General features: G+C 56.3%; 19 protein-coding genes. 11 read left to right on the forward strand and 8 right to left on the reverse strand.

Features of this window, described 5'->3' with window-relative positions:
* Together ltrA and BFR47_RS11070 are read right to left on the reverse strand one after the other, a co-directional pair.
* A partial coding sequence (gene ltrA, locus BFR47_RS11065; RefSeq protein ID WP_071473152.1) for a group II intron reverse transcriptase/maturase occupies positions 1-1,120 on the reverse strand: 1,120 nt, incomplete at its 3' end.
* 1,168 nt (positions 1,121-2,288) lie between these two features.
* Positions 2,289-3,353, reverse strand: a complete 1,065-nt coding sequence (locus BFR47_RS11070; RefSeq protein ID WP_071473131.1) for a porin — start codon at positions 3,351-3,353, stop codon at positions 2,289-2,291.
* A 255-nt stretch (positions 3,354-3,608) separates the two neighbouring features.
* Between BFR47_RS11070 and dinG the strand changes: the two genes are divergently transcribed.
* The gene (gene dinG / locus BFR47_RS11075) at positions 3,609-5,696 is read left to right on the forward strand and encodes an ATP-dependent DNA helicase DinG (protein WP_071473132.1); all 2,088 of its coding nucleotides are present in this window, start codon (positions 3,609-3,611) and stop codon (positions 5,694-5,696) included.
* 155 nt (positions 5,697-5,851) lie between these two features.
* Positions 5,852-6,484: a YccT family protein gene (locus BFR47_RS11080; RefSeq protein ID WP_071473133.1), complete on the forward strand. Its 633-nt coding sequence runs from the start codon at positions 5,852-5,854 to the stop codon at positions 6,482-6,484.
* A gap of 380 nt (positions 6,485-6,864) precedes the next feature.
* Here the strand turns inward: BFR47_RS11080 and BFR47_RS11085 are convergent, their stop codons facing one another.
* From BFR47_RS11085 to BFR47_RS11100, 4 genes are all read right to left on the reverse strand, one after another.
* Entirely contained in the window at positions 6,865-7,401 is a 537-nt protein-coding gene (locus BFR47_RS11085) for a DUF924 family protein (RefSeq protein WP_071473134.1), read from the reverse strand.
* A gap of 131 nt (positions 7,402-7,532) precedes the next feature.
* The gene (locus tag BFR47_RS11090) at positions 7,533-8,900 is read right to left on the reverse strand and encodes a YjiH family protein (protein WP_071473135.1); all 1,368 of its coding nucleotides are present in this window, start codon (positions 8,898-8,900) and stop codon (positions 7,533-7,535) included.
* 333 nt (positions 8,901-9,233) lie between these two features.
* On the reverse strand, positions 9,234-9,887 hold the full coding sequence (locus tag BFR47_RS11095) for a thiopurine S-methyltransferase (RefSeq protein ID WP_071473136.1): 654 nt from the start codon (positions 9,885-9,887) through the stop codon (positions 9,234-9,236).
* A 54-nt stretch (positions 9,888-9,941) separates the two neighbouring features.
* Positions 9,942-10,139: a DUF4250 domain-containing protein gene (locus BFR47_RS11100; RefSeq protein ID WP_071473137.1), complete on the reverse strand. Its 198-nt coding sequence runs from the start codon at positions 10,137-10,139 to the stop codon at positions 9,942-9,944.
* A 178-nt stretch (positions 10,140-10,317) separates the two neighbouring features.
* On the opposite strand from BFR47_RS11100, the gene BFR47_RS11105 reads away from it, so the two are divergent.
* A complete protein-coding gene (locus BFR47_RS11105) occupies positions 10,318-10,734 on the forward strand; it encodes a hypothetical protein (protein ID WP_071473138.1) in 417 nt (138 codons plus the stop codon).
* Between the two features lie 221 nt (positions 10,735-10,955).
* Here BFR47_RS11105 and hemH read toward each other — a convergent pair whose 3' ends face one another.
* Together hemH and adk are read right to left on the reverse strand one after the other, a co-directional pair.
* Positions 10,956-11,924 (reverse strand): ferrochelatase, encoded by a 969-nt coding sequence (gene hemH / locus BFR47_RS11110; protein WP_342713632.1) that lies wholly within the window; start codon positions 11,922-11,924, stop codon positions 10,956-10,958.
* 86 nt (positions 11,925-12,010) lie between these two features.
* Entirely contained in the window at positions 12,011-12,655 is a 645-nt protein-coding gene (gene adk / locus BFR47_RS11115) for an adenylate kinase (protein ID WP_071473139.1), read from the reverse strand.
* A gap of 375 nt (positions 12,656-13,030) precedes the next feature.
* On the opposite strand from adk, the gene BFR47_RS11120 reads away from it, so the two are divergent.
* The 8 genes from BFR47_RS11120 to BFR47_RS11155 all read left to right on the forward strand — a co-directional run bounded on the left by BFR47_RS11120 (position 13,031) and on the right by BFR47_RS11155 (position 21,292).
* Complete coding sequence (locus BFR47_RS11120) at positions 13,031-14,191, forward strand: hypothetical protein (RefSeq protein ID WP_071473140.1); 1,161 nt, start codon at positions 13,031-13,033, stop codon at positions 14,189-14,191.
* Positions 14,188-15,594: a cytochrome P450 gene (locus tag BFR47_RS11125; protein WP_071473141.1), complete on the forward strand. Its 1,407-nt coding sequence runs from the start codon at positions 14,188-14,190 to the stop codon at positions 15,592-15,594. The genes BFR47_RS11120 and BFR47_RS11125 overlap by 4 nt, the downstream gene beginning before the upstream one ends.
* Positions 15,591-15,938, forward strand: a complete 348-nt coding sequence (locus BFR47_RS11130; RefSeq protein WP_071473142.1) for a hypothetical protein — start codon at positions 15,591-15,593, stop codon at positions 15,936-15,938. The genes BFR47_RS11125 and BFR47_RS11130 overlap by 4 nt, the downstream gene beginning before the upstream one ends.
* A 201-nt stretch (positions 15,939-16,139) precedes the next feature.
* Complete coding sequence (locus BFR47_RS11140; RefSeq protein ID WP_083399109.1) at positions 16,140-17,423, forward strand: capsule biosynthesis protein; 1,284 nt, start codon at positions 16,140-16,142, stop codon at positions 17,421-17,423.
* A gap of 311 nt (positions 17,424-17,734) precedes the next feature.
* Positions 17,735-18,124, forward strand: coding sequence for a DVU3141 family protein (locus BFR47_RS19445; protein ID WP_425434008.1), 390 nt, complete (start codon positions 17,735-17,737; stop codon positions 18,122-18,124).
* 101 nt (positions 18,125-18,225) lie between these two features.
* Positions 18,226-19,833, forward strand: coding sequence for a polysaccharide biosynthesis/export family protein (locus tag BFR47_RS11145; protein ID WP_245748899.1), 1,608 nt, complete (start codon positions 18,226-18,228; stop codon positions 19,831-19,833).
* Positions 19,834-19,841: 8 nt separating this feature from the next.
* Positions 19,842-20,627: an ABC transporter permease gene (locus tag BFR47_RS11150; protein ID WP_071473155.1), complete on the forward strand. Its 786-nt coding sequence runs from the start codon at positions 19,842-19,844 to the stop codon at positions 20,625-20,627.
* Complete coding sequence (locus BFR47_RS11155; RefSeq protein ID WP_071473145.1) at positions 20,624-21,292, forward strand: ABC transporter ATP-binding protein; 669 nt, start codon at positions 20,624-20,626, stop codon at positions 21,290-21,292. The genes BFR47_RS11150 and BFR47_RS11155 overlap by 4 nt, the downstream gene beginning before the upstream one ends.
* The last annotated feature ends 47 nt before the right edge of the window (positions 21,293-21,339 follow it).

The raw sequence follows: 21,339 nt of genomic DNA on the forward strand, positions 1-21,339 counted from the left end.
AACGACTACCTATCGCGAGTCCTTGCGGGGCAAGGGGTTTCGTAATCTTGCCCTGGCTCAAGAACGCTTTCACATTCTTTTTGCTCGGTTTGATCAGCAGCTTACCCTTGTACTTACGCAAGTTCTTGCCGAGAAAGTCAAAACCATCATCAATATGCGTGATCAGGGTTTTCTCTGCCGACAGCTCCACCCCTCTCTCGGCCATAAAGGCTTCGATCAGCGGCTTTACCCTTGTTTCCAGCAGCTCTCTCGAACTGCCGGTCACGATGAAGTCATCAGCATACCTGACATATTTGATGCGCAGCGCCAGTATGTCTGCTCGAGTTTGGCATAGCGCAGCCAAACGAGTTTCGAGCCCATCCAACACCATGTTCGCAATGACCGGCGAAATAATGCCACCTTGCGGTGTGCCTGCCGTGGTTGCAAACAGCCTGCCTTTCTCCATGTACCCGGATGCCAGCCATTTTCTGAGCACCTGCCGGTCCAGTGGGACGTGGCGCAGTATCCAGTCGTGGCTGATATTGTCAAAGAACCCCTTGATATCCCCTTCCAGAACCCAAGGGCCCTGTTTCTTCTGCGACAACGCATTACGACATTGCGCTATCGCATCAGCAGTGGATCTGTGGGGCCTGAAGCCGTAGGAATTAAGGTCTCCCGTGGTCTCCGCCACCGGCTCCAGTGCCAGCAGATATAACGCCTGCATGGCCCTGTCGTGCATGATGGGGATCCCGAGCGGACGGCGTTTACCGTTACTCTTGGGAATGTAGACCCGTCTGAGCGGCTGAGGGCGATACCCCGTTCGCGTCAGACGACCTATGGCCTGCCATTTAGTGTCGGGCGTACTCCAGATTGCTCCGTCCACCCCGGCGGTCCGTTTGCCTCGATTTTCAGTGACTCGTTTGACGGCCAGCGCACGCGCTGCAAACGATCGTACCAACAGGCGTTGCAACTGCTTGACGCGTCGCCATTGCTGGTTCTTGGTTGCCTCTGCGATCCGTACCTGTAGCCCCCGCACCCGTCGATGAACCTGACGCCAGTGAATACTGTGCCAATCGGTCGGATGGGAGAATGCAGGTACAACCAGAGTCGCGGCGGCTGCCGCTGGTTTGGATGCACTCATCTTGCTATCCTCCGAAGTGCTTTTGTGTTGAAAGCACCCCGGCGGAAATACGGTTCACCCCTGACGGGGAGAGCCGATCCCCGTCAGGGTACAGAGGGAAGGTGCAGCAACACCTTCCCTCAACTTTCATGAAGTCACGTTGGACGCTTTACACGTTTTCACGCAGTTGAAGACCAGCAGGACGTCTGCTCCCCTTTCGGGTGCGGCATGTTGACCGCTATCCAATCCATTACAGACTGGCATTCGCTTTTTCCTGCCTCCCATGCCCGCTACCGCAACAGCTCCCCTTGCGGTTCGCCTGCCCGAATGGGCACGATAACGGGATTGCCGAGTTCCATGTGTTCGAATGATTGCAAGGCCTTAGGTGCCACCTCTTCCCCGATAGCCTGATGTCAGCGTAACCCCATCTAACAAAGGGTTAACCGGCTATGTGCCATTTTGGCTCCGGCGAATTCAGCAGCTTGCGCCGGTTTACAATGACGAGGTTTATCAGTGATTCACATACGTTCACCCTAGCCTGCTGGTCTAGCCTCTCATCCACCGTTGCTGCTGGCAGAATCTACCGATTTCTTCACAGAATCCGGGCCCTTGCGGGTGAGTACATTGTCAGGAAGCTTCGGACAAATCCGTTACCAGAAATGCCCTATCCCTAGACCACCATTGGCTGAACAATGGGTTCCCATGTCCGCTGCTCCACAGGGAAGCACAGCAGCGGATGGAACAATCGAACACATAGCTTACGCGTGCGAGTTTCAAGAATGGCGTAGGCGGCCATCTCCCTTGGTTGGCATTCAATCACGACGTGACCACTGGACAGGCGCAAACACGCGCCTCTTCCGTACATGGAATAGGTCGAAGACTTAAATGTGGATGGTCAGACCGCACCTGTTTGGAGGACAGGATGATCATTCATCGCATTTGAGATGTGAGCAGAAAGCTCTCATTGAGTAACAGGCAGCCATGAGCCGCTGTTTGTACCACAGGATTTTCATCCCTGGTTGTATTGAGTGCGCAAAATGCGCTTATTGGATAGTGATGGAACCCTGAATGGGCCCTCCGATTCAGCCATCTACGGAGGTAAGGAAGTGGCCAGGGATAAACCCCTGACCACTTTTTTCCTAGCTAAATCAAAGATTTAGACTAGGACTCGCACGACTCTCGTCGCACATTAGAAGTTGTACTGGATACCAACGCCGTAGACGTCGTCTTTGGTATATACGCTGTCATCATCGTTCAGACCTTCGGAGTCAGAGATAACATACTCGGCGTACAGCTTGGCCTTGGGAGTCAGAGCATACTGGGCACCCAGGGTGAAGGAGTCGATGCTATCCCACTTGAGGTCACCAGTTTTGGCTTCTTCGTTGGAGTACTGGGCCAGCAGGGTCCAGGCATCCACGCTGTACTGAGCATGCAGCTCATAGCCTTCGGTTTCCAGCTTGGCGCTGTCGTTTTTCAGCTCCTGCTCGGTGTAGATGGCGGCGAAGTAGAAGCCGTCGATGCTGTAGTTTACACCAGCAATCCAGGCATCAAAGTCGTGGTCACCAGCACCGCCGAAGTCAAGATCATTGACTGTAGCAGTACCAAACTTCTGCTGCTCATAGGCCGCGCTCACGCCCAGACCAAACGGAGTGGTGTAGCCGGCAGAAGCCGACCACTGGCTGTCTTTGGCTTCGTTCACGTCGCTCTTGTCGGCATCGGCGAAGGCATAGCCGGCACGCAGATCCACGCCGTTGGCGGCGTAGCTTACCCGAATCTGATCATCAGTCTTGTCATCGGCCAGGCCAATGCTACCGTAGGCAGCAGAACCACCGTAGATGTTCAGTACATCGGTGTAATACATGGTCTGGGCATAGGGGTCCTGGCTGCGACCGAAGGTCAGATCGGTGGTGTCCATGAAGCGGAAACCGGCCCAAGCGTAACGAGACTTGAGAGAGTTGCCCGCTGAAGCGCCATCGGATGCGCCATCAGCTTCGGTAACTGCGCTCCACTCCAGTTTACCGATCAGGTCAACGTCGTTGTTCAGGTCATACTTGACGTTAACACCCAGACGGGCTTCACCATCACCACCGAAGTTCTCGGCTTTGCCAGCATCCTGGTAGCCACGCTCACCGGCTTCGTACTGAACACGGCCGTAGATGTCAACCTGGGCGCCTTCGTCGGAGTATACAGTCACGGCGCTGGCGGAAGTGGCGAACAGCGCAGGAATGGTCAATGCAAGAATAGTTTTTTTCATTTTATATATGCCTACTGTTATTAAACACTAAGTCCTTGTAATTCCCTGTGTTAGCAACGTATCACGTTACTATGGCAAGCAGCCTATCATCGGATTTTTGGCCGCGCAACAATTACCCGGGAACTTTTTGGGACATTAACGCTCGTCGGTTACACAAATGTGACAGTCGCCGCCTTTCTTGCACCATTGCCTTGCATCTGGCGATAATTCTTCCAGTCGGTATACTCTTTGCCATATTTTATGCCGGGACGGCCGATGACAGACATCCAGTACCGCACCCTTGTACGCGACAATTACCGCCGGCTCAGTGCCGGGATCAACGGCTTCAAACCCCGTCGGGAACAAAATTATCTGGTGGCGGAAATCGGCAAGGTGCTGCTCGGCCGCTACGATCGGGCTCGTCGAATTCTGGTGGCCGAAGCCGGCACCGGCATCGGCAAGTCGCTGGCCTATCTGCAGGCGGGCATTCCCTGGGCCCGGATGAACCAGAAAAAACTGGTGATTTCCACCGCCACCCTGGCACTGCAGGAACAGCTGGTCGACAAGGATCTGCCGCTGTTTCTGCCCTACTGCCAGCCGGCCTTTCGCTTCGTGCTGGCCAAGGGCCGGGCCCGCTACTGCTGCGCCCGCCGGCTGGAGGCACTGGCGCGAGGCGAGGCGCAAATAAGCCTGTTTGACGCCGCCGAGGCATTAAGCCCCGGCCAGCAACAGCAACTGAGCGAGTTATGGCTGGCCTATGCGGAGGGCCGCTGGGCCGGTGACCGGGACAGCTGGCCGGCGCCCATCGACCCTGCCCTGTGGCAGCAATTGCAGGCAGAGCGGCACAGCTGCCAGCCGGCCCTGGGCCATCAGCGGTGCCCCTTTCATCTGGCCCGGGCCGAGCTGGAGCAGGCCGACGTGATCGTGGTCAATCACGCCCTGCTGCTGGCCGACCTGAGCATGGGCGGCGGCATCGTGCTGCCCGAGCCCGAACAGTGCCTCTATATACTGGACGAGGCCCACCATATCGCCCCGGTGGCCCGGGAACAGGGTTCGGCCCGGCTGGCGCTGCGCCAGAGCCGGCGCCAGCTTGAACAGTTCAACAAATGGCTGGGGGGACTGAACGAACTGGCAGGGCCGGAAGCTCAGGCCGCCCTGGGTCGGCTGCAGCAGGCCCTGACGCAACTGATCCCGGCATTGAACGAGGTGTATCGTCAGTTGCACGGCGCCCTGCAGCGCCGGGAGCTGTTACCCGATGAACAGGGCTGCCTGCGCTTCAGCCCCGGCGCACTGCCGGGCCGGCTGGACGAATTGCTGAGCGTGTTGAAGGAAGACGCCCAGGGGTTTTGCCGCGCCCTCGGGCCCCTGCACAGCCAGTTAAGCGAGCAACTCAAGCTCAGGCCCGGCCAGGCCGCCGCCCTGGAGGCCGCCCTGGCCACCCTGAGCCAGCAGCAGTTGCACGGCGAGCAGTTGCGCGATGGTTGCGAGCTGCTGCTGCGAGCCACCGGCCCCAAACAGCCCCCCCCGGCTCGCTGGCTGGAGCTCGCGCGGCAAGATCAGCACAACAAGCAAGACAAACAGGAGTTGCTGCTGTGTGCCACCCCGCTGGCGGTGGGCCATTTGCTGGAGCAATGGTGCTGGTCGCGGGCGGCGGCGGTGGTGATGGTGTCGGCGACGCTCACCGCCCTGAACGACTTCGGTTATTTTCGCCGGGCCGTGGGGCTCAGACCCGACGACGGCAGCCATTATCTGCGCCTGAACTCGCCCTTCGATTACCAGAGCGCCCGGCTGATCATCCCGCCGCTGGGCTGCGAGCCGACCGACCCGGACTTTGACGCCTTGCTGGTCGAGCAAATCCCCTTGTGGTTGAAGAGCCAGGGCGCCAGCCTGGTGCTGTTTTCTTCCTACCGGCAGATGAATCAGACCGCCGAGGCGCTGCGGGCCAAGGGCCATTCGCTGCTGGTGCAGGGCGAGGCCAGCCGTCAGGCCCTGCTGCAACTGCACAGGATGAAATGCGACGGCAACCAGCCCAGCGTGCTGTTCGGTACCGGCAGCTTTGCCGAAGGGCTGGATCTGCCCGGCCATTACCTGACCAACCTCATCATCACCAAGCTGCCCTTTGCGGTGCCCACCTCGCCGGTGGAAGCCGCCATGGCCGAATGGATCAGCCTGTGCGGCGGCAATCCGTTCATGCAACTGGCCATGCCCGAGGCCTCCCGCAAGCTGATCCAGGCCTGTGGTCGCCTGCTGCGTACCGAAACCGACAGCGGGCGCATCGTGCTGCTGGACAAACGACTGCTCAGCCGCCGCTATGGCCCCGCCCTGCTCGACGCCCTGCCGCCCTTTACCCGCGAGCTGGGATAGGCCGGCGTTGCCCGCCTGTTATCGCATATTGCGCTGCTACCCATAAATTGTCACAATCCGGCGGTAAACTTAAGTGCCGCTTCAATTACTTGGCAGCCTTCTCTGCATGAAAACTGCACATTAGAATAAAAATACTCATGGCTCAGGAGCCCCAGATGAAAACACGCTTTACCCTTGCCGCCCTCGCCGTGGCCGGCCTGTCTTTTGGCGCCAATGCCGCCACCTTCGAAGCCCAACAGCCTTATCAGATCCATCTGGTCAACGGCAACAAAACCGCCAACAGCATTACCCAGTCCATCCATAAAGTGGATCTTGCTGAAGGCAAGCAGCAAGTTGCCATTTCCTATACCCAGGACTTCTCAAATCGCTCCGAGCTGCGCGTGCTGAATGGCGATCCGGTCGTTATCAACCTGGATGTACCTGCGGATGCCGAACTGACGCTCGACTATAAGGCCCCCATTAACTACCAACTGGCACGGCAGTTTTTGCGGGAGCAGGACGCCCAGCTCAAAATCGTGGACAAAAAAACCGGTAATATCGTACCGGCAGAGCTGACGCTGATCCCGATGCCGGCCGGTCTGGATACCGCCGGTGGTATTCAGGAATCATTGGCAGAAAAAGGCATGGCCTTCAACGGCCGTACCGACGCCGCCGTAGCCGCCGCCCAGGCCAAATTCGGCGATGCGGTGGTGGATGCCGACGCCCTGGAGATGCTCAAGCACTGGTGGAACGCCGCCGACAAGGATACCCAGCGCGCCTTCCAGATCTGGGCCATCCAGCAGCAGTAATTGCCTGCCGGGTCACCCAATGCACATGCCGGGCACTGCCCGGCATTTTTATGTGTAGATATGGTCATGCCATCCCGTCCCTCCGTCATTCCTGCAAAGGCAGGAATCCATGACCCCGGCCTGATGCTCGGACGCAGCACCACACCTGGGCCTCTGCCTGCGCAGGGGAGACAGGTCACCCCGCCCGCCCCGTCATTCCGTCATTCCTGCGAAGGCAGGAATCCATGAATCCGACCTGATGCTCGGGCACAGCACCACACCTGGGCCCCTGCCTGCGCAGGGGAGACAGATCACCCCACCCGCCCCATCATTTCGTCATTCCGCCATTCCGTCATTCCTGCGCAGGCAGGAATCCATGAACCCAGCCCAAGGCGCCGGGTTCAGAACCCCGACCCCGGCTGTTGCAGAAAGGCGATTTCTTCCGCCGTGGACTCCCGCCCCAGAATGGCATTGCGATGCGGATAACGCCCGAAACGGGCGATAATATCCCGGTGCCGCCGCTCGAAGTCCAGGTTGTCGGCGATACCGTTCTGCTCGAACAGGGCCAGGGCCACCTCGTGTACCTTGAGCGACTCGCTGTGCATCATCGGCATGTACAAGAACACCCGCTGCTGCCGCGTCAACCCCTGCTCCGCTCCCGCGCTAATCGCCTCCTGCGCCAGCGCCAGTGCCATGCCGTCGGCGGCAAAGGCGCCAGGTCTGTCGCGGTGAATATTGCGGGAAAACTGATCCAGCACGATGATCTCCGCCAAGCGTCCCTCCGCCCGGGTACGCCACTCGAACAGCTCCCCCAGACAAGCCCGCCGGTGCAGGTCGCCAAAGCGATGCCGAATGTCGTCATCCAGCGCCGCATTCTTCTGCCACCACTGGGCCGGCGTCAGCTCCTCAAACCAGAATTGCAGTACCGAGTGATACATATCCACTCCTTATGGATTGCGACGGTAGATCACCACATTAGCAGAGTACCGCATCCATTGGCGCCCGTCGGCTCGATGGGCAGAAACAACAAAGCCCCGCATGTGCGGGGCTTTGTCTGGCTGAACGGTGATCAGAACACCAGGTGGGCGATCAGCGCAATCACCGGCAGGGTCACCAGGGTACGCAGCAGAAAGATGACGAACAGCTCTACGATGTTGACCGGGATCTTGCTGCCCAGCAGCAGGGCGCCCACTTCCGACATGTAGATAAGCTGGGTCACCGACAGCGCCGCAATCACGAAGCGGGTCATGTCACTCTCGATGGAGGTAGCAAGAATGGCCGGAATGAACATGTCGGCAAAGCCCACCACGATGGTTTCGGAGGCGGCGGCGGCTTCGGGGATCTGCAGCAGCTCCAGCAGCGGCACAAAGGGCATGCCCAGCCAGGTGAACAAGGGTGTGGTCTCGGCAATCACCAGCGCCAGGGTGCCGAATGCCATTACCACCGGCAGTACCCCCAGCAGCATGTCCAGGGCGTTGTGTATACCAGTGCGGGCCACCTGCCCCAGGCTTTCCACCTTGCCGGCACGGGCCAGCGCCAGCGCGTAACCATGGCTCAGGCGAGAGTAGCCGGCCGGGGTTACTTCGTCATCGGCCGGACGGGCGGCACCGTTGATGAAGGTGTCTTTCTTCCAGCACAAGGGCGGCAGACGCGGCACCACTATGGCCGCCACAATACCGGCCAGGCACACCGCCAGATAGAACTGCACGAACATGTGCTCCAGCTTCACCTGGGCCAGTACCACCAGGCTGAAGGTAATGGAGACCGCCGAGAAGGTGGTACCTATCACCGCCGCTTCACGCTGGGTGTAATGGTGACCTTCGTACTGTTTGCTGGTCAGCAGAATACCCACGCTGCCATCACCCAGCCAGGAGGCCATGCAGTCTACCGCCGAACGACCGGGCAAACGAAACACCGGGCGCATCAGCCTGGTGAGCAGCGTGCCCACAAATTCCAGCAAACCGAAGTCCAGCAGCAGCGGCAGCAACAGACCGGCAAAGATGAACACCGCAAACAGCACCGGCAGCAGATCATTCAGCACCAGGCCGCCGGTGTCGCCGCTGTACAGAATTTCCGGGCCGGCCTGGGTATAGACCATGACCACGAACACGGCGCCGAGCAGCCGGCTGAGCAGCCACACCGGGCTCACATTGAACAAGGTATTCAAGAAGGGACTGCGGGTGATGAGCCCCGGCTTGAACAGGGTGGCGAATAACGACACCAGCGCCGACAGGCTGATAACGCCGGTCACGATGAGGGTAAGCCATCCGGAGAGGGCCGCCTGCAGGCTCTTCGCCAGTATCGCAATCATGATGGTAAGGTCGCCGTTATAACTGACCGGGGTCATAAACAGCAGTATGCCCACCAGCGAAGGCAGCAAGAACATCAGCATATTTCGTTTGCTGGCCGCAGCCTGCGCCGTTAACGTCTTTTCCATGGTCACTCCTTCCTTATCGGGCAACAACACCCAACTCGGCTAAAAACAGGTAAAAACCGCACTTTTATGCAGCACAGCAGGGTGGCACCGAATAAAGCCAACACTCAAATGAATAAAGCATCGGTAAAGGGCAATCTTGCTGAATACTTATTTTACAGCCAAATATATTTAATCAAAAGATAAAATCAAAACATACATCCACAAAGATGAATTTTGTTAGATATATGTTCTGACTTGTTAACATCAGGCGGGGAGTATAAGGATTTTATGCCGGCCTGCAAACCAATCCGGCGCACAAAAACAAAAAAGGCTGCCGAAGCAGCCTGAAAAGACTCATTTGCGCCGTAGCACAAAACATAGCTCGTCGAAGAAACGCCACTCACCGGATGCCACCCGGGGATTGCTTTGCCCTTCCGCGATATGCCCCAGCCGTTCGATGGTGAAATGCTCATCAAACAGCCGCTTCACCTGCCGCTCCGGTACCGCAAAGGGCGGCGACTGTTGCTGTGCCGGTGCGTAATCCACGGTGATCAACAACAGCGTCGCCCCCGGATTGAGCAAGCGGGCCAGCAAGTCGACGTAGGCGATACGCATCGACTCGGGCAAGGCGATCAACGCCGCCCTGTCATAGGCGGCATCGAAACGGCGACCCAGGCTGTCGGCCTGAAAGAAATCCCCTTCATAGAGGCGGATCTTGCCGGCCTGCCGACAATGGTAATGATCCAGCTTCCCTTCCTCTGGCTGAAGCCCGGCTTCGGCAAAAAAATCCCGCACCGCCAGCGGCGACAGCTCAAACCCGGCCACCTCATGCCCCTGCTCGGCCAGCCAGAGCATGTCCCGACTTTTGCCGCACAGGGGCACCAGCACCTCGTTATGCCGGGGCACCCCCAACAAGGGCCAGTACTGACTTAACTGGGCATTCACCTGCTGACGATGAAACCCGATGCGCGAAGACTGCCAGCGTTGATGCCAGAATTCTGCTTCCATAATGACTCCCGTGACTCATAAAGCCCGGACTATCGCAGCTTGCTCCCGCCTCTATCAAGCCCCCGGCTTGAACTGGTTGCTGTTGGCATCGTAGCGATAGCCAATTTGCGACATCCGGGCCATCAGCCGACCACCGTCCAGCTCATAGAGCGACAATAGTGCGCTCAGGCTGTCGCATTCCAGCCGCAGCTTTTCATTGAGGATGCTCAGCACCATATGATCGTCCATCCGCTCCAGTAACGCCTTGTCCATGTGGTTCTCCTGACTGGTTTTTTTGGCTCAATATCAAAAGGAACAACGAATACTATAGCCGGGCCGGGGAATACTGCCCGGCTCAACATACTGTAAATTTAAACAGTAAAAAACTTGACCAATACTTCGCCGGGAAATACTGTATATAAAAACAGTAACCGAACAACAAGGATCCCATATGGCTACCATCTTGTTATCTCGTGAGCAGGTTTTTTCATCCCCCCTCTGGAGTCACTCCCCGCAGGATGAAACAGGCGGCACCCTGGTGCACTTCTCGCACTGGAACCGTGAACTGCAGACGGGTTTGCTGGCGAGTCTGGCCGTTATCAGCCAGAACAACCGGGGCTGGATTCTTGTTGTTAATGCCCCCGCCCGCCTGTCACGCAGCGCGCTGACACAAGCCGGTATTGATCCGGCACGGGTAATAGATGCGAAAAGGATGTCCGGGCCGCTGCTGCAACGCGCCGTGGACTGCGCCGGTATTGCCGCCGTGGTATGCTGGCAGTCGGCGGGGGCGCCCCTGCCCACTCCCGGTCACCGTCGCCAAAATCTGTTCATGATCCACCAGCACGACACCCCTCCGGCACTGCATTAACGCGCCGGGGAACCTTTATGGACGGGTTTAAGAAGATATAGATTTACCGTGCCGGTGCCCGGCCCTGGCGAAAGAGACAATCGCAGTAACGAAGACGGTATGGTGTCAGCCTCGGTCGAGAATATACAACCATGGCCGGGATGTCTGGCCGCAGGGCGCCAGGGGGAGGAATCGGCGTCGATATGGCAGCGAGCGATAGCGACCCCGATTCCTTTTTATGGTTACGCCAGCTCCCGGCAGACCAGATCCATCATCATGCGGATATGGGCGGGATTGTCGTTAAGGGCGGGAATGTAGTGATAGGCCTCGCCACCGGCCTCGATAAAAATGTCTTTATTCTGCTCGGCGATTTCTTCCAGCGTTTCCAGGCAATCGGAAGAAAAGGCGGGGCAGATCACGCTGATGCGCTTGATGCCCTCACCCGGCAGCGCCTTCATGGTTTCGTCGGTATAGGGCTGCAACCAGGGCTCACGCCCGAAGCGGGACTGAAAGGTGGTGCGCCATTGGTGAGGCTCCAGCCCCAACTCGGCGGCCACCAGCTCCGAGGTGCGGTGGCACTGCTGACCATAGGGGTCACCTTCGTCTTCAAAACGCTTGGGAATACCATGATAGGACAGCAACAGCAGGTCGCTGCGGCCCTGTGCTTCCCAATGGTCACGCACCGACTGCGCCAGCGCCTGAATATAGCCACGGTGATCGTGGTAATCGTGAATAAAGCGAAACGCCGGCAGCCGTCGCTCGCTTTTCATCAGCCGGGCCCAGCTGTCAAACACCGAAGCGGTGGTGCTGACCGAATACTGCGGATACAGGGGCAACAATATGACCCGGTCTACCCCTGCGCTTTTCAGCTCCTGCCAGGCCGCGGCCATGGACGGCTCACCGTAACTCATGCCGAGTGCCACCGGCATGTCGATGCCCGCCTCTTGCAGCGCCTGGCTCAGGGCCGCCTGCTGACGACGACTGATCACCATCAGCGGCGAGCCTTCTGGCCACCAGATGGACTGATAGAGTTTGGCTACCTTGGGCGAACGAAACGGCAATATCACGCCGTGCAACACCGGGCACCATATTGCTCTGGGCACATCAACCACCCGGTGGTCGTGCAAAAATTGTCCGAGAAAGGTCTTTACGGCCTTGGCGGTGGGAGCGGTGGGGGTACCCAGGTTAACCAGTAAAACGCCTGTTTTCACTTTGTTACCCATGTCTGCAAAAAAGCGGAATATAAAGCGGAACAAAAGAAACCGGGCGCCACAGGCGCCCGGTTAAAACAATGGGATCAAGACAGGATGTCGGCCAGCTTTTTGCTGACGGTGTCAACAGACTGGGTGCCATCCACTTTGTAATGGCGAGTCTGGCCGGCGTCAGCGGCCTGCTTGTAGTAGTCGATCAGCGGTGCAGTCTGCTCGTGGTAAACGCCCAGACGCTTGCGCACGGTGCTTTCTTCATCATCGGCGCGGATCACCAGCTCTTCACCGGTTACGTCATCCTTGCCTTCCACCTTGGGCGGGTTGTAGATCAGGTGATACACCCGACCGGAGCCCGGATGCACGCGACGGCCGCTCATGCGCTTGACGATTTCTTCGTCCGGTACCGCGAATTCCAGCACATAATCCACCGCCACACCGGCTTCCTTCATGGCGTCGGCCTGAGGAATGGTGCGCGGGAAGCCGTCGAGCAAGAAGCCCTTGGCACAATCGTCCTGGCTGATACGTTCCTTCACCAGTCCGATGATCAGATCGTCGGATACCAGCTGACCCTGATCCATCACTTCCTTGGCTTTCAAGCCCAGCGGAGTGCCGGCCTTGATCGCGGCACGCAGCATGTCACCGGTGGAAATTTGTGGAATGCCGAACTTCTCCATGATGAACTGAGCCTGCGTTCCCTTGCCCGCGCCCGGAGCACCCAACAAAACGATGCGCATAACAGCGTCCTCTTCGTGATTAGTTATTTCATAATTTGGGGCCTGATTGTGTCACGACACCGGCATGGGGACAAGTAACAGCAAGGCCCTGTTAGACCTATTGATGATATTGCCACCTAAATCCCTCGGGGAGCGTTGAGCAATAAGCGGCCAGCCGTAAGCAAAACATCCATGGCTGCGGATAAGCAGCTGCTTTTAGCCGGCGTAAAGCCGCAACCGCATCCAAAATCCACAGACACCACAACCTCTGAAAGAGCAGGAGAGCCGCTTAAAGCTGACAGCTTTTTACCGCCTGATTTCCTGCTGCCGGCTTTTTTGCTACTATTTGGCTACTTTATCGCCGCTTTCATCCCCCTTTCACCAAGGAACAACGGATTGACGGTCAAACAACGCCAGGTGTTGTATATTCACGGGTTTGATCCCCGAGGGGCCGGCCATTATCACCGGCTTTATTGTTCCCAGTCGGCACAACAAGCTGCGGTGAACGGACTGAATATCACCGTATCACGCCGCCACCGTCGCGCGGTACACAGCCACCACTGGCAACTGCACACAACACAGACTCGAACCAACTACTGCTACCTGGGCTGGGACGATCTTGTGCGCCGAAACTGGAGCAAAGGCTGGCGCCAGATTATGAGTGACCTCTATGTCGTGATACTGGCATATCTCGCCAGCGGCAATATAGTCACCTTTGCCCGCGCCTCTCATCGGCAGATGATAGCCGGATTTTACCCAGTGCTGTATCTCCTGCTCGGTGCCGGCGCGAGTGCAGCTCTGTCTGTGTTCGTCACATCCTGGTTGCCCCTGCCAGCCTTGCCCGACACAGTACAATACGTTCTGGCATGGCTCATTGGCATCAGTTGTTTCTGCTTGTGCATGCAGGCATTAAAAACGCTGGGTGATCGACTGGCGGTATTCTGGTTGCTACGCATCTATGCGTTTTCGGCCAAATGGGCCGTCAATCAAATCCCCCATGTAAACGAACGCACCGAACGCTTTGCCGATGACATCATCAAGGCCATACAAAACCCCGATAATGACGAAGTGGTGATCATCGCCCACAGCGTGGGCACCATGATGGTGGTCCCCGCCCTGGCCCGGGCTCTGGCCGCCCTGCCCGATGGCTCTGCCTTTGCCAATCAGCGGGTGGTGCTCATCACCCTGGGTCAGTGCATACCGCTGCTCAGCTTTCAGCCCGGCGCCCATGACTTCAGAGCCGCACTTGAACAACTGGGGCAGGACTCGCGTCTGCTGTGGCTGGATTACACCGCTCCCACCGACGGTGCCTGCTTCCCGCTGCTGGATCCGGTCACGTCCTGTGGCCTGACCCGAGTCGCCCAGGCCGGCCCCCGGCTGCTGTCGCCGCGCTTTTTTACTCTCTATCACCCGGCCCGCTACAAAAAGCTGCGCCGCGCCTGGTACAGCATGCATTTCCTGTATTTGATGGCCACCGATAAACCCGGCCCTTACGACTTTTTTGCCTTTACCGCCGGCCCCCGGACCATTGCGCACCAGGTAGAGGAACCGTCATGACCTGCCCGGTATTTCCCAAACCCGCCAAAAACAAAGCCTCGCTGTGGAAGGTTTTTTTCACCAAACGCCACTCCTGGCTAGATGCCCTGTACGAGCGCAGCTACGGCATGAAAATGGGCGAGTTCAAGCTGCCGGGGTTGCGGCTTTATATGGTGAACCAGCCCGAGCTGGTACGCAAAATCATGGTGCAGGATGTCGGCAACTTTCCCAAAAACCGCCTGCTGGGCGAGATCCTCGAACCTCTGCTGGGCGAAAGCATCTTCACCACCAACGGCGAGCAATGGCAAAAACAGCGCAACATGCTGGATCCGGCCTTCAAACACGCCCGGGTACAGCAGGTGTTCGGGCTGATGCAGGCGGCGGTGGCGGACATGTCTGTCCGCCTGCAGCAACACCAGCCGGGGCAGGACATCGATCCGGAAATGACCTTTGTCACCGCCGACATCATCTTTCGTACCATCATGTCGACCGAACTGGCCCCCGAGCAGGCCCATCGCATTCTGGACGCCTTTACGCATTTTCAGGCCGAATCGCCCAAACTGGCGCTGCTCAAGATGTACCGCGTTCCCGGCTTCATTCAACGCGGACTGAGTGAACGCAAACGCCTCAAATCGGCCCGGGACATACGCGGCACCATCGAAGACATTGTTCGCCCCCGCTACCAGCAGGCCGAGGCCGCCCGCGCCGGTTGCCCGCAAAGCCGGGCGGCACTGGAACAGCAGCAGGACATTCTCTCCTCGCTGCTGCAGGCCACCGACACCGAAAATGGCCAGCCGTTCTCGTTCAGCGAAATAGTGGACCAGATCTCCATGCTGTTCTTGGCCGGCCACGAAACCTCGGCCAGCGCCCTGACCTGGTCGTTGTACCTGCTGGCCCTGTATCCGGATATTCAGGAACAGGCCCACGCCGAGGTCACACAGGTACTGGCGCAGCAACCGATGAGTGTGGAGGCGCTGCGTAAAATGGTGCTGGTGCGCGACAGCTTCCGCGAGGCGCTGCGGCTTTATCCGCCGGTGGGCTTTTTATCCCGCGAGTGCAGCCATGCCACCGAAATGCGCGACAAACGGATGCCTGCCGGCTCCTCGGTGATGATTTCGCCCTGGCTTATTCACCGCCATCAGGACTTCTGGGATAATCCGAACGGTTTCGATCCGGGCCGCTTTACCGGCAAAAATCTGAAAACGCCGCTGAGTAAATCCTATCTGCCCTTTGGCGCCGGACCACGCATATGCATTGGCGCCGCCTTTGCCCAGCAGGAGGCCAGCCTGATCCTGGCCACCCTGCTCAGGGATTATCACTTTAACCTGGCCGACGGCTTTGTACCCAAGCCGGTCGGCCGGCTGACCATTCGCTCGCAAAACGGCATGCGCCTGATTTTGACTCCTAGAGAACCAATAAAATGAAAGAACGACTCGCCGGTTTTATCCTGATGTGCGCCGTGGTGCCGCTGGCCATTCTCGGCTACCTCATTATCTGCTACGTCGGCTTTGTTGGCCGGGTAGAACGGGGCCGCAGCGGCGTGCGCGCCCTGGATCACTTTGTGAATGCCTCGGTGTTCAACGGTTATGCCTGGGAGTCGGTGTCATCCCACGCCTGGCGAGAGCGTAATAACAGGCAATGGGCCAAATTCGTGATCTGGCTGACCAACAAGTTCCAGCAAGACCACTGCAAACGCGCCAACAAACGAGAGCAACCCCTGATAGACCTGATGCTGCAGAAAGGCCTGCACAAGCAAACCATGGAGTGAGCATGAAAAGGGCGACCGCCTGAAGGATGCAAATGAATCATCACCGTGGTGCAGTGGCGAGTTAGTAACAGGGCAATGCAATCTCAAAGGTTGAACCCGCAGAGAACCCGTCTATATTAAAGTAAAGGGATTTCAAGGTGCTGACTGTTTTTGGTCAGCTGAAAAATATAATTTAAAAAAGAAAGAAAGGTGGGTGCAAGCATGCAGTCGGTTTTGCTACTCCAAGGACCCTTAGGGCCTTTTTTTCAGCATTTTTCCCGGTTTTTAGCCAGTCAGGGCATCCGGGTACATAAGCTCAACTTCAATGGTGGAGATGAGTCTTGGCGATGTGCAGGCACTAACATAAGCTATAGTGGCAGCCTAGCTGACTGGCCCGCTTTTCTTGACGAGACCATCACGCACCATCACATAGATACGGTATTCTGCTATAACGATTGCCGCATCTACCATCAGTATGCACGCCAGTATTGCCAAGAGCAGCTCATAGGTTTTTATGTATTTGAAGAAGGCTATCTCAGACCTGACTACATAACTCTGGAATCCAACGGCGTCAACGCTCACAGCCCTTGGTATGGTTGCATTGAAACCTTACTACCGGGTGTATTACCGGTGGAAAAAAACGACCATTTCGTCATTAACCCTACTTTCAAACGCCGCATTGGTTATGCCATCCGTTATTATATTTTTATGCAACTTTACTACCGGCGTTTTACACACTACCAGCACCACAGAGGTCGTACTTGCTTGTCAGAAGGGCTGGCTTGGCTAAAGGGGTTTCACGCCAAAAACATTAACAAAAAAAGAGATAAAAGCCTGAATAAAAGGCTGATTATAGAACATTCAGGACACTTTTTTCTGGTCCCCCTGCAGGTAACGGATGACTTTCAGATACGAATTCACTCCAGCTTTGAAAACATTCATCAATTTATTCACCATACCCTGATGTCCTTTGCCAACAATGCTAACGAAAATGATGTGCTGGTATTCAAACATCACCCTATGGATCGCGGCTACACCAACTACAAGCCGTTTATCACACATGAATGTAAGCGTCTGAACATAGATAAACGAGTATTCTATGGCTACGAGCTGTCTTTACCCGAACTCTATCCTCACTGTAAAGGCGTAGTCACGGTCAACAGCACCGTCGGCATGTCTGCCCTGCAGCATTCAGTACCAACCATAACTCTTGGCAAGGCAATATACGACATTCCGGGTTTAACCAGTCAACATGGCCTGGACCGGTTTTGGAAAAAACCATGCCCGGTAAATAAAAAGCTGATCCACCAGCTGCGATATTTCATGTTGAACCATACTCAACTCAACGGCAGTTTTTATGGGGAATACAAAAAAACCTGTGAACAAATTGGGCAACGGTTGCTTTCACTCAACTCGCACAGCACTGCTCACACCACAGTCCACAATATAGATTATCAGACAAAACCGTTAAGTGTACTGGCATCACAGGCCAAGCCAGCAGCCTGAATGAAGATGGGCAGTGATTAAAAATAAAAGTCACTATCTGGTTACGATATAAAGGATTGACCTCGCAGTCTGCGATGATGATTTTAACATGATTTTCAAAGACTTGGTTACATCAGCAAATTAGGGGCTGCAACCTAAGGGCGGTAGCGTATCAAATGGCCCTCAACCCTCCAGAGGTTACTGAACCAGGCTATGATGCATTCCAGAGGTTACTGAACCAGGCTATGATGCATCCGGTCATCTTTGTTTAAAAACCACAAGAGTGAAAATATCTGATGATATCTAAACCCAACTGGAAGCCACTATATTTGATGTTATTCTTTAACGTCGCATCCATCAGCGGGTGTTCAATCCAACACAACATTAATTCGTCACCTGCTGACTCAGGCCCTGTCCAGAGTAACCAACAAGCACTGCCATTGGAACTTAACGCCTATCTTTCTTCGGCTGCCAACTTCAGTGCTAAATCTCTGCCGTTTTCTCCTTGGGGTAGCAATGTATTGGTTATGGCACAAAAGCCCTACTTTGCAGCCAGCGGCCGTACCTGCCGCGAACTGGCAATAACTTCCTCCGCGGGACATATATCGCACGCCATCGCTTGTCAGATAGAGAAAGGGAATTGGAACACGGTACGCCCGATAACTCATGTACTTAATCACCAAATATCACAGCAAACAGCAACATGGGACGATATTCAATGAGTAGCTTTTACAGGAGGTTTATACGAACAGGCCTTATTGTCGCTCTGACATCATTCCCCTATGTCTGCTACGCACAGCTTATCGGCGTTAACGCCGGTGAATTGCCACAAGCAGACCAGGCCCAGCCGTTTTCCCCTGCCGAACAAGCCGATATCAACAATAACACCAACTGGCAAAGCGGGCGCTACGGACCCGTAAGTCAAAATACCCGATCCATTAGCGCCTCTCCGCCCAGCTTTGGGAGCCACCTGTTCTCCGGCGGCTTTCGTGGCGTACGTGCCGATGGCCTGAATCCTGACTATGTGATCACCCCCGGCGACCAGGTGACCCTGCGGGTATGGGGCGCGATAGAAATTGATCGGGTGTTGCCGGTAGATGCCCAGGGCAATATCTTTATTCCTGGCGTCGGCCCCGTCAAGGTACAGGGTATCCGCCACGGTGAACTGGACGGCCGCGTGCGCAGTGCCGTTAACTCCATCTATTCCAACAACGTGCAGGTATACACCAACCTGCAGGGCGTACAGCCGGTATCGGTATTCGTAACCGGTTATGTACAGAACCCCGGCCGCTTTGCCGGCACGCCCAATGATTCCATGCTGTATTTTCTGGATCAGGCCGGCGGCATAGACGATGCCACCGGCAGCTACCGCAAGGTAAAGGTGATACGCCACGGCAAGACCATTGCCAGCGCCGATCTGTACGACTTCCTGATTAATGGCAAGCTGCCCCGCCCGCAGTTCAAGGACGGTGACACCATCGTCGTGGCAGAGCGCGGCCCCACCATCGCCGTTGAAGGCGATGTCGCCCGTCCCTACCGCTACGAGCTGACAACCGGCTCCATGACCGGCCAGGAGCTGCAACAACTGGCCCGGTTGAAATCCAATGTCACCCATGCGCTGCTGCGCGGCACCCGGGCATCAGGCCCTGTGTCGAACTATCTCGAACTGAGTGATTTCGCCCGGCAGCCGCTGAGCGGTGGTGATCTGGTGGTATTCAGCAGTGATATGCGCGACGACACCATAGTGGTGCAGCTGGAAGGCAGCTACTACGGCCCCTCCCGCTTTGCTCTGCCGCGGGATGCCCGCCTGCATGAACTGCTGGATGCCGTTGCGGTGCCAGAAACCATGACCGAGGTAAACAGCATCTCGCTCAAGCGGGTGAGCGTGGCCGAACGGCAGAAACAGGCACTGGACGAGAGCCTGGCCCGTCTCGAAACCACCTATCTGGGCGCTTCGTCCGCCACCCCGGAAGAAGCGGAAATCAGGGTACGCGAGGCCGAGTTGATCAGCCGCTTCATCGAGCGTGCCCGTGAGGTAGAGCCCAACGGCCGGTTGGTGCTTGCCAGCAACGGCACCATCAGCGACATTCGCCTGCAAGATGGTGACGTGATCACTATTCCCGAAAAGTCTGATTCGTTGCTGATCAGCGGAGAAGTTTTGGTCCCCCAGTCGGTAGTGTTCAATTCTGGTCGCAGCGTGAAAGACTACATAGCAGGCGCCGGCGGTTTTACCCAGCATGCGGATGAAAAACGCATTCTGGTTGTGCGCCAGAATGGCGAAGTACGTGAAGCTGGCAATGTAACCCTGCGCCCGGGGGATGAAATTCTGGTACTGCCTGTGGTGCCCACCAAGAACCTGCAGTTGGCCACCAGCATTACCCAGATCCTCTACCAGCTGGCCATTGCCGCCAAAGTGGCTATTGATCTGTAATGGGCACCATGCATACACGCACATCATGGCAGGTAACCCGTAGTGTCTGGTTTGCCATGTTCATGCGCGAAGCGGTCACCCGCACCACGACCGACCGTCTGGGCTGGTTCTGGATGATTGTAGAGCCAGTAGCCGTGATCGCCATCATGGTGATTATTCGCGGCTTTATCGACGGCGGAAAACTGATTATAGGGGCAAGCTTCGTCCCCTGGATGATCACCGGCATGATGGGTTTTTATCTGGTACGTGATGGAATGAACCGCAGTCAGGGCGCAATCAATGCCAACAGGGCGCTATTCGCCTATCGTCAGGTACAACCGGTGGATCCTGTTCTGGTACGGGTCTTTCTGGAAGGTATGCTACGTACCTTTGTATTCCTGCTGTTTGTATTGGGGGGACTCTTGCTGGGGCTGGATATCTTCCCGGATAACGCCCTCTTCGCATTATTCGGCTGGATATCGTTATGGACATTGGGGTTGGGACTGGGCCTGGTGATATCGGTAACAGGTACTCTGGTGCCGGAAACGGCCAAGATCATCAACATGATCTCGTTCCCCCTGCTGATTATCTCCGGTGTCATCATGCCGCTCCATATACTTCCTCATTACCTGCTGAAATATCTGATGTTCAACCCGATTACCCACGGTCTGGAGCTACTACGATTGGGTTTTTTCAACAGCTACAAGGTGGTGAATGGCACCAGCGAAATCTACCTCTGGTTGTGCATACTGGCATTGAACGCACTCGGACTGTTGATGCAACTGCGTTTTAAAGACCGGTTGAAAGCACAATGATCAAGATACAGAACCTGTATAAACGCTATAACAGCCGCGATGGCACTGTAAACGACTGGGTTCTGAAAAATATCAATCTCATCATTCCCAAAAACATGAACGTGGGACTGGTTGGCCGTAATGGTGCCGGAAAAAGTACCCTGCTGCGGTTGATTTCCGGCATGGACAGCCCTGAGCGGGGCAAAGTAGAGCGGCAATGCCGGGTATCCTGGCCCATCGGTCTTTCCGGCGGTTTTCAGGGCTCCATGACCGGACGACAAAATGTGAAGTTCGTGGCCCGGGTTCAGGGTGGCGGTCTTAACGTACAACGCATTATCGATTACGTAGAAGACTTTGCCGATCTGGGTAGCGCCTTCGATCACCCGATAAAAACCTATTCATCCGGTATGCGCGCCAGATTGAATTTTGGTCTGTCTTTGGCATTCGACTTTGATGTGTATATTTCGGACGAAGCTATCGCCGTGGGTGACAGAACATTCAAAAATAAAGCCAGCAAGGCTTTTAAGGACAAGGTAGGCCAGTCCAGCCTCATCATTGTCTCCCATGCCGAGGGTATTCTCAAAGAGCTGTGTCAGGCAGGTATCTACCTTAAAAACGGCCAGGCCAACTGGTATGACGACGTCAACGACGCCATCAAAGCCTACCACCAGGAAACCCGTCCGTAAAAACAGCCTATATCTCGTTCCCAAGCAAACGCATGATGATCAAAAGG

Source organism: Oceanisphaera psychrotolerans, from assembly GCF_001870485.1.
GTDB lineage: Bacteria > Pseudomonadota > Gammaproteobacteria > Enterobacterales > Aeromonadaceae > Oceanimonas > Oceanimonas psychrotolerans.

Excerpts from the sequence above, each read along its gene's own strand:
- BFR47_RS11070 (WP_071473131.1), bottom strand. The coding sequence starts at position 3,353 with ATGAAAAAAACTATTCTTGCATTGACCATTCCTGCGCTGTTCGCCACT.
- dinG (WP_071473132.1), top strand. The coding sequence starts at position 3,609 with ATGACAGACATCCAGTACCGCACCCTTGTACGCGACAATTACCGCCGG.
- BFR47_RS11080 (WP_071473133.1), top strand. The coding sequence starts at position 5,852 with ATGAAAACACGCTTTACCCTTGCCGCCCTCGCCGTGGCCGGCCTGTCT.
- BFR47_RS11085 (WP_071473134.1), bottom strand. The coding sequence starts at position 7,401 with ATGTATCACTCGGTACTGCAATTCTGGTTTGAGGAGCTGACGCCGGCC.
- BFR47_RS11090 (WP_071473135.1), bottom strand. The coding sequence starts at position 8,900 with ATGGAAAAGACGTTAACGGCGCAGGCTGCGGCCAGCAAACGAAATATG.
- BFR47_RS11095 (WP_071473136.1), bottom strand. The coding sequence starts at position 9,887 with ATGGAAGCAGAATTCTGGCATCAACGCTGGCAGTCTTCGCGCATCGGG.
- BFR47_RS11100 (WP_071473137.1), bottom strand. The coding sequence starts at position 10,139 with ATGGACAAGGCGTTACTGGAGCGGATGGACGATCATATGGTGCTGAGC.
- BFR47_RS11105 (WP_071473138.1), top strand. The coding sequence starts at position 10,318 with ATGGCTACCATCTTGTTATCTCGTGAGCAGGTTTTTTCATCCCCCCTC.
- adk (WP_071473139.1), bottom strand. The coding sequence starts at position 12,655 with ATGCGCATCGTTTTGTTGGGTGCTCCGGGCGCGGGCAAGGGAACGCAG.
- BFR47_RS11125 (WP_071473141.1), top strand. The coding sequence starts at position 14,188 with ATGACCTGCCCGGTATTTCCCAAACCCGCCAAAAACAAAGCCTCGCTG.
- BFR47_RS11130 (WP_071473142.1), top strand. The coding sequence starts at position 15,591 with ATGAAAGAACGACTCGCCGGTTTTATCCTGATGTGCGCCGTGGTGCCG.
- BFR47_RS11140 (WP_083399109.1), top strand. The coding sequence starts at position 16,140 with ATGCAGTCGGTTTTGCTACTCCAAGGACCCTTAGGGCCTTTTTTTCAG.
- BFR47_RS19445 (WP_425434008.1), top strand. The coding sequence starts at position 17,735 with ATGTTATTCTTTAACGTCGCATCCATCAGCGGGTGTTCAATCCAACAC.
- BFR47_RS11150 (WP_071473155.1), top strand. The coding sequence starts at position 19,842 with ATGCATACACGCACATCATGGCAGGTAACCCGTAGTGTCTGGTTTGCC.
- BFR47_RS11155 (WP_071473145.1), top strand. The coding sequence starts at position 20,624 with ATGATCAAGATACAGAACCTGTATAAACGCTATAACAGCCGCGATGGC.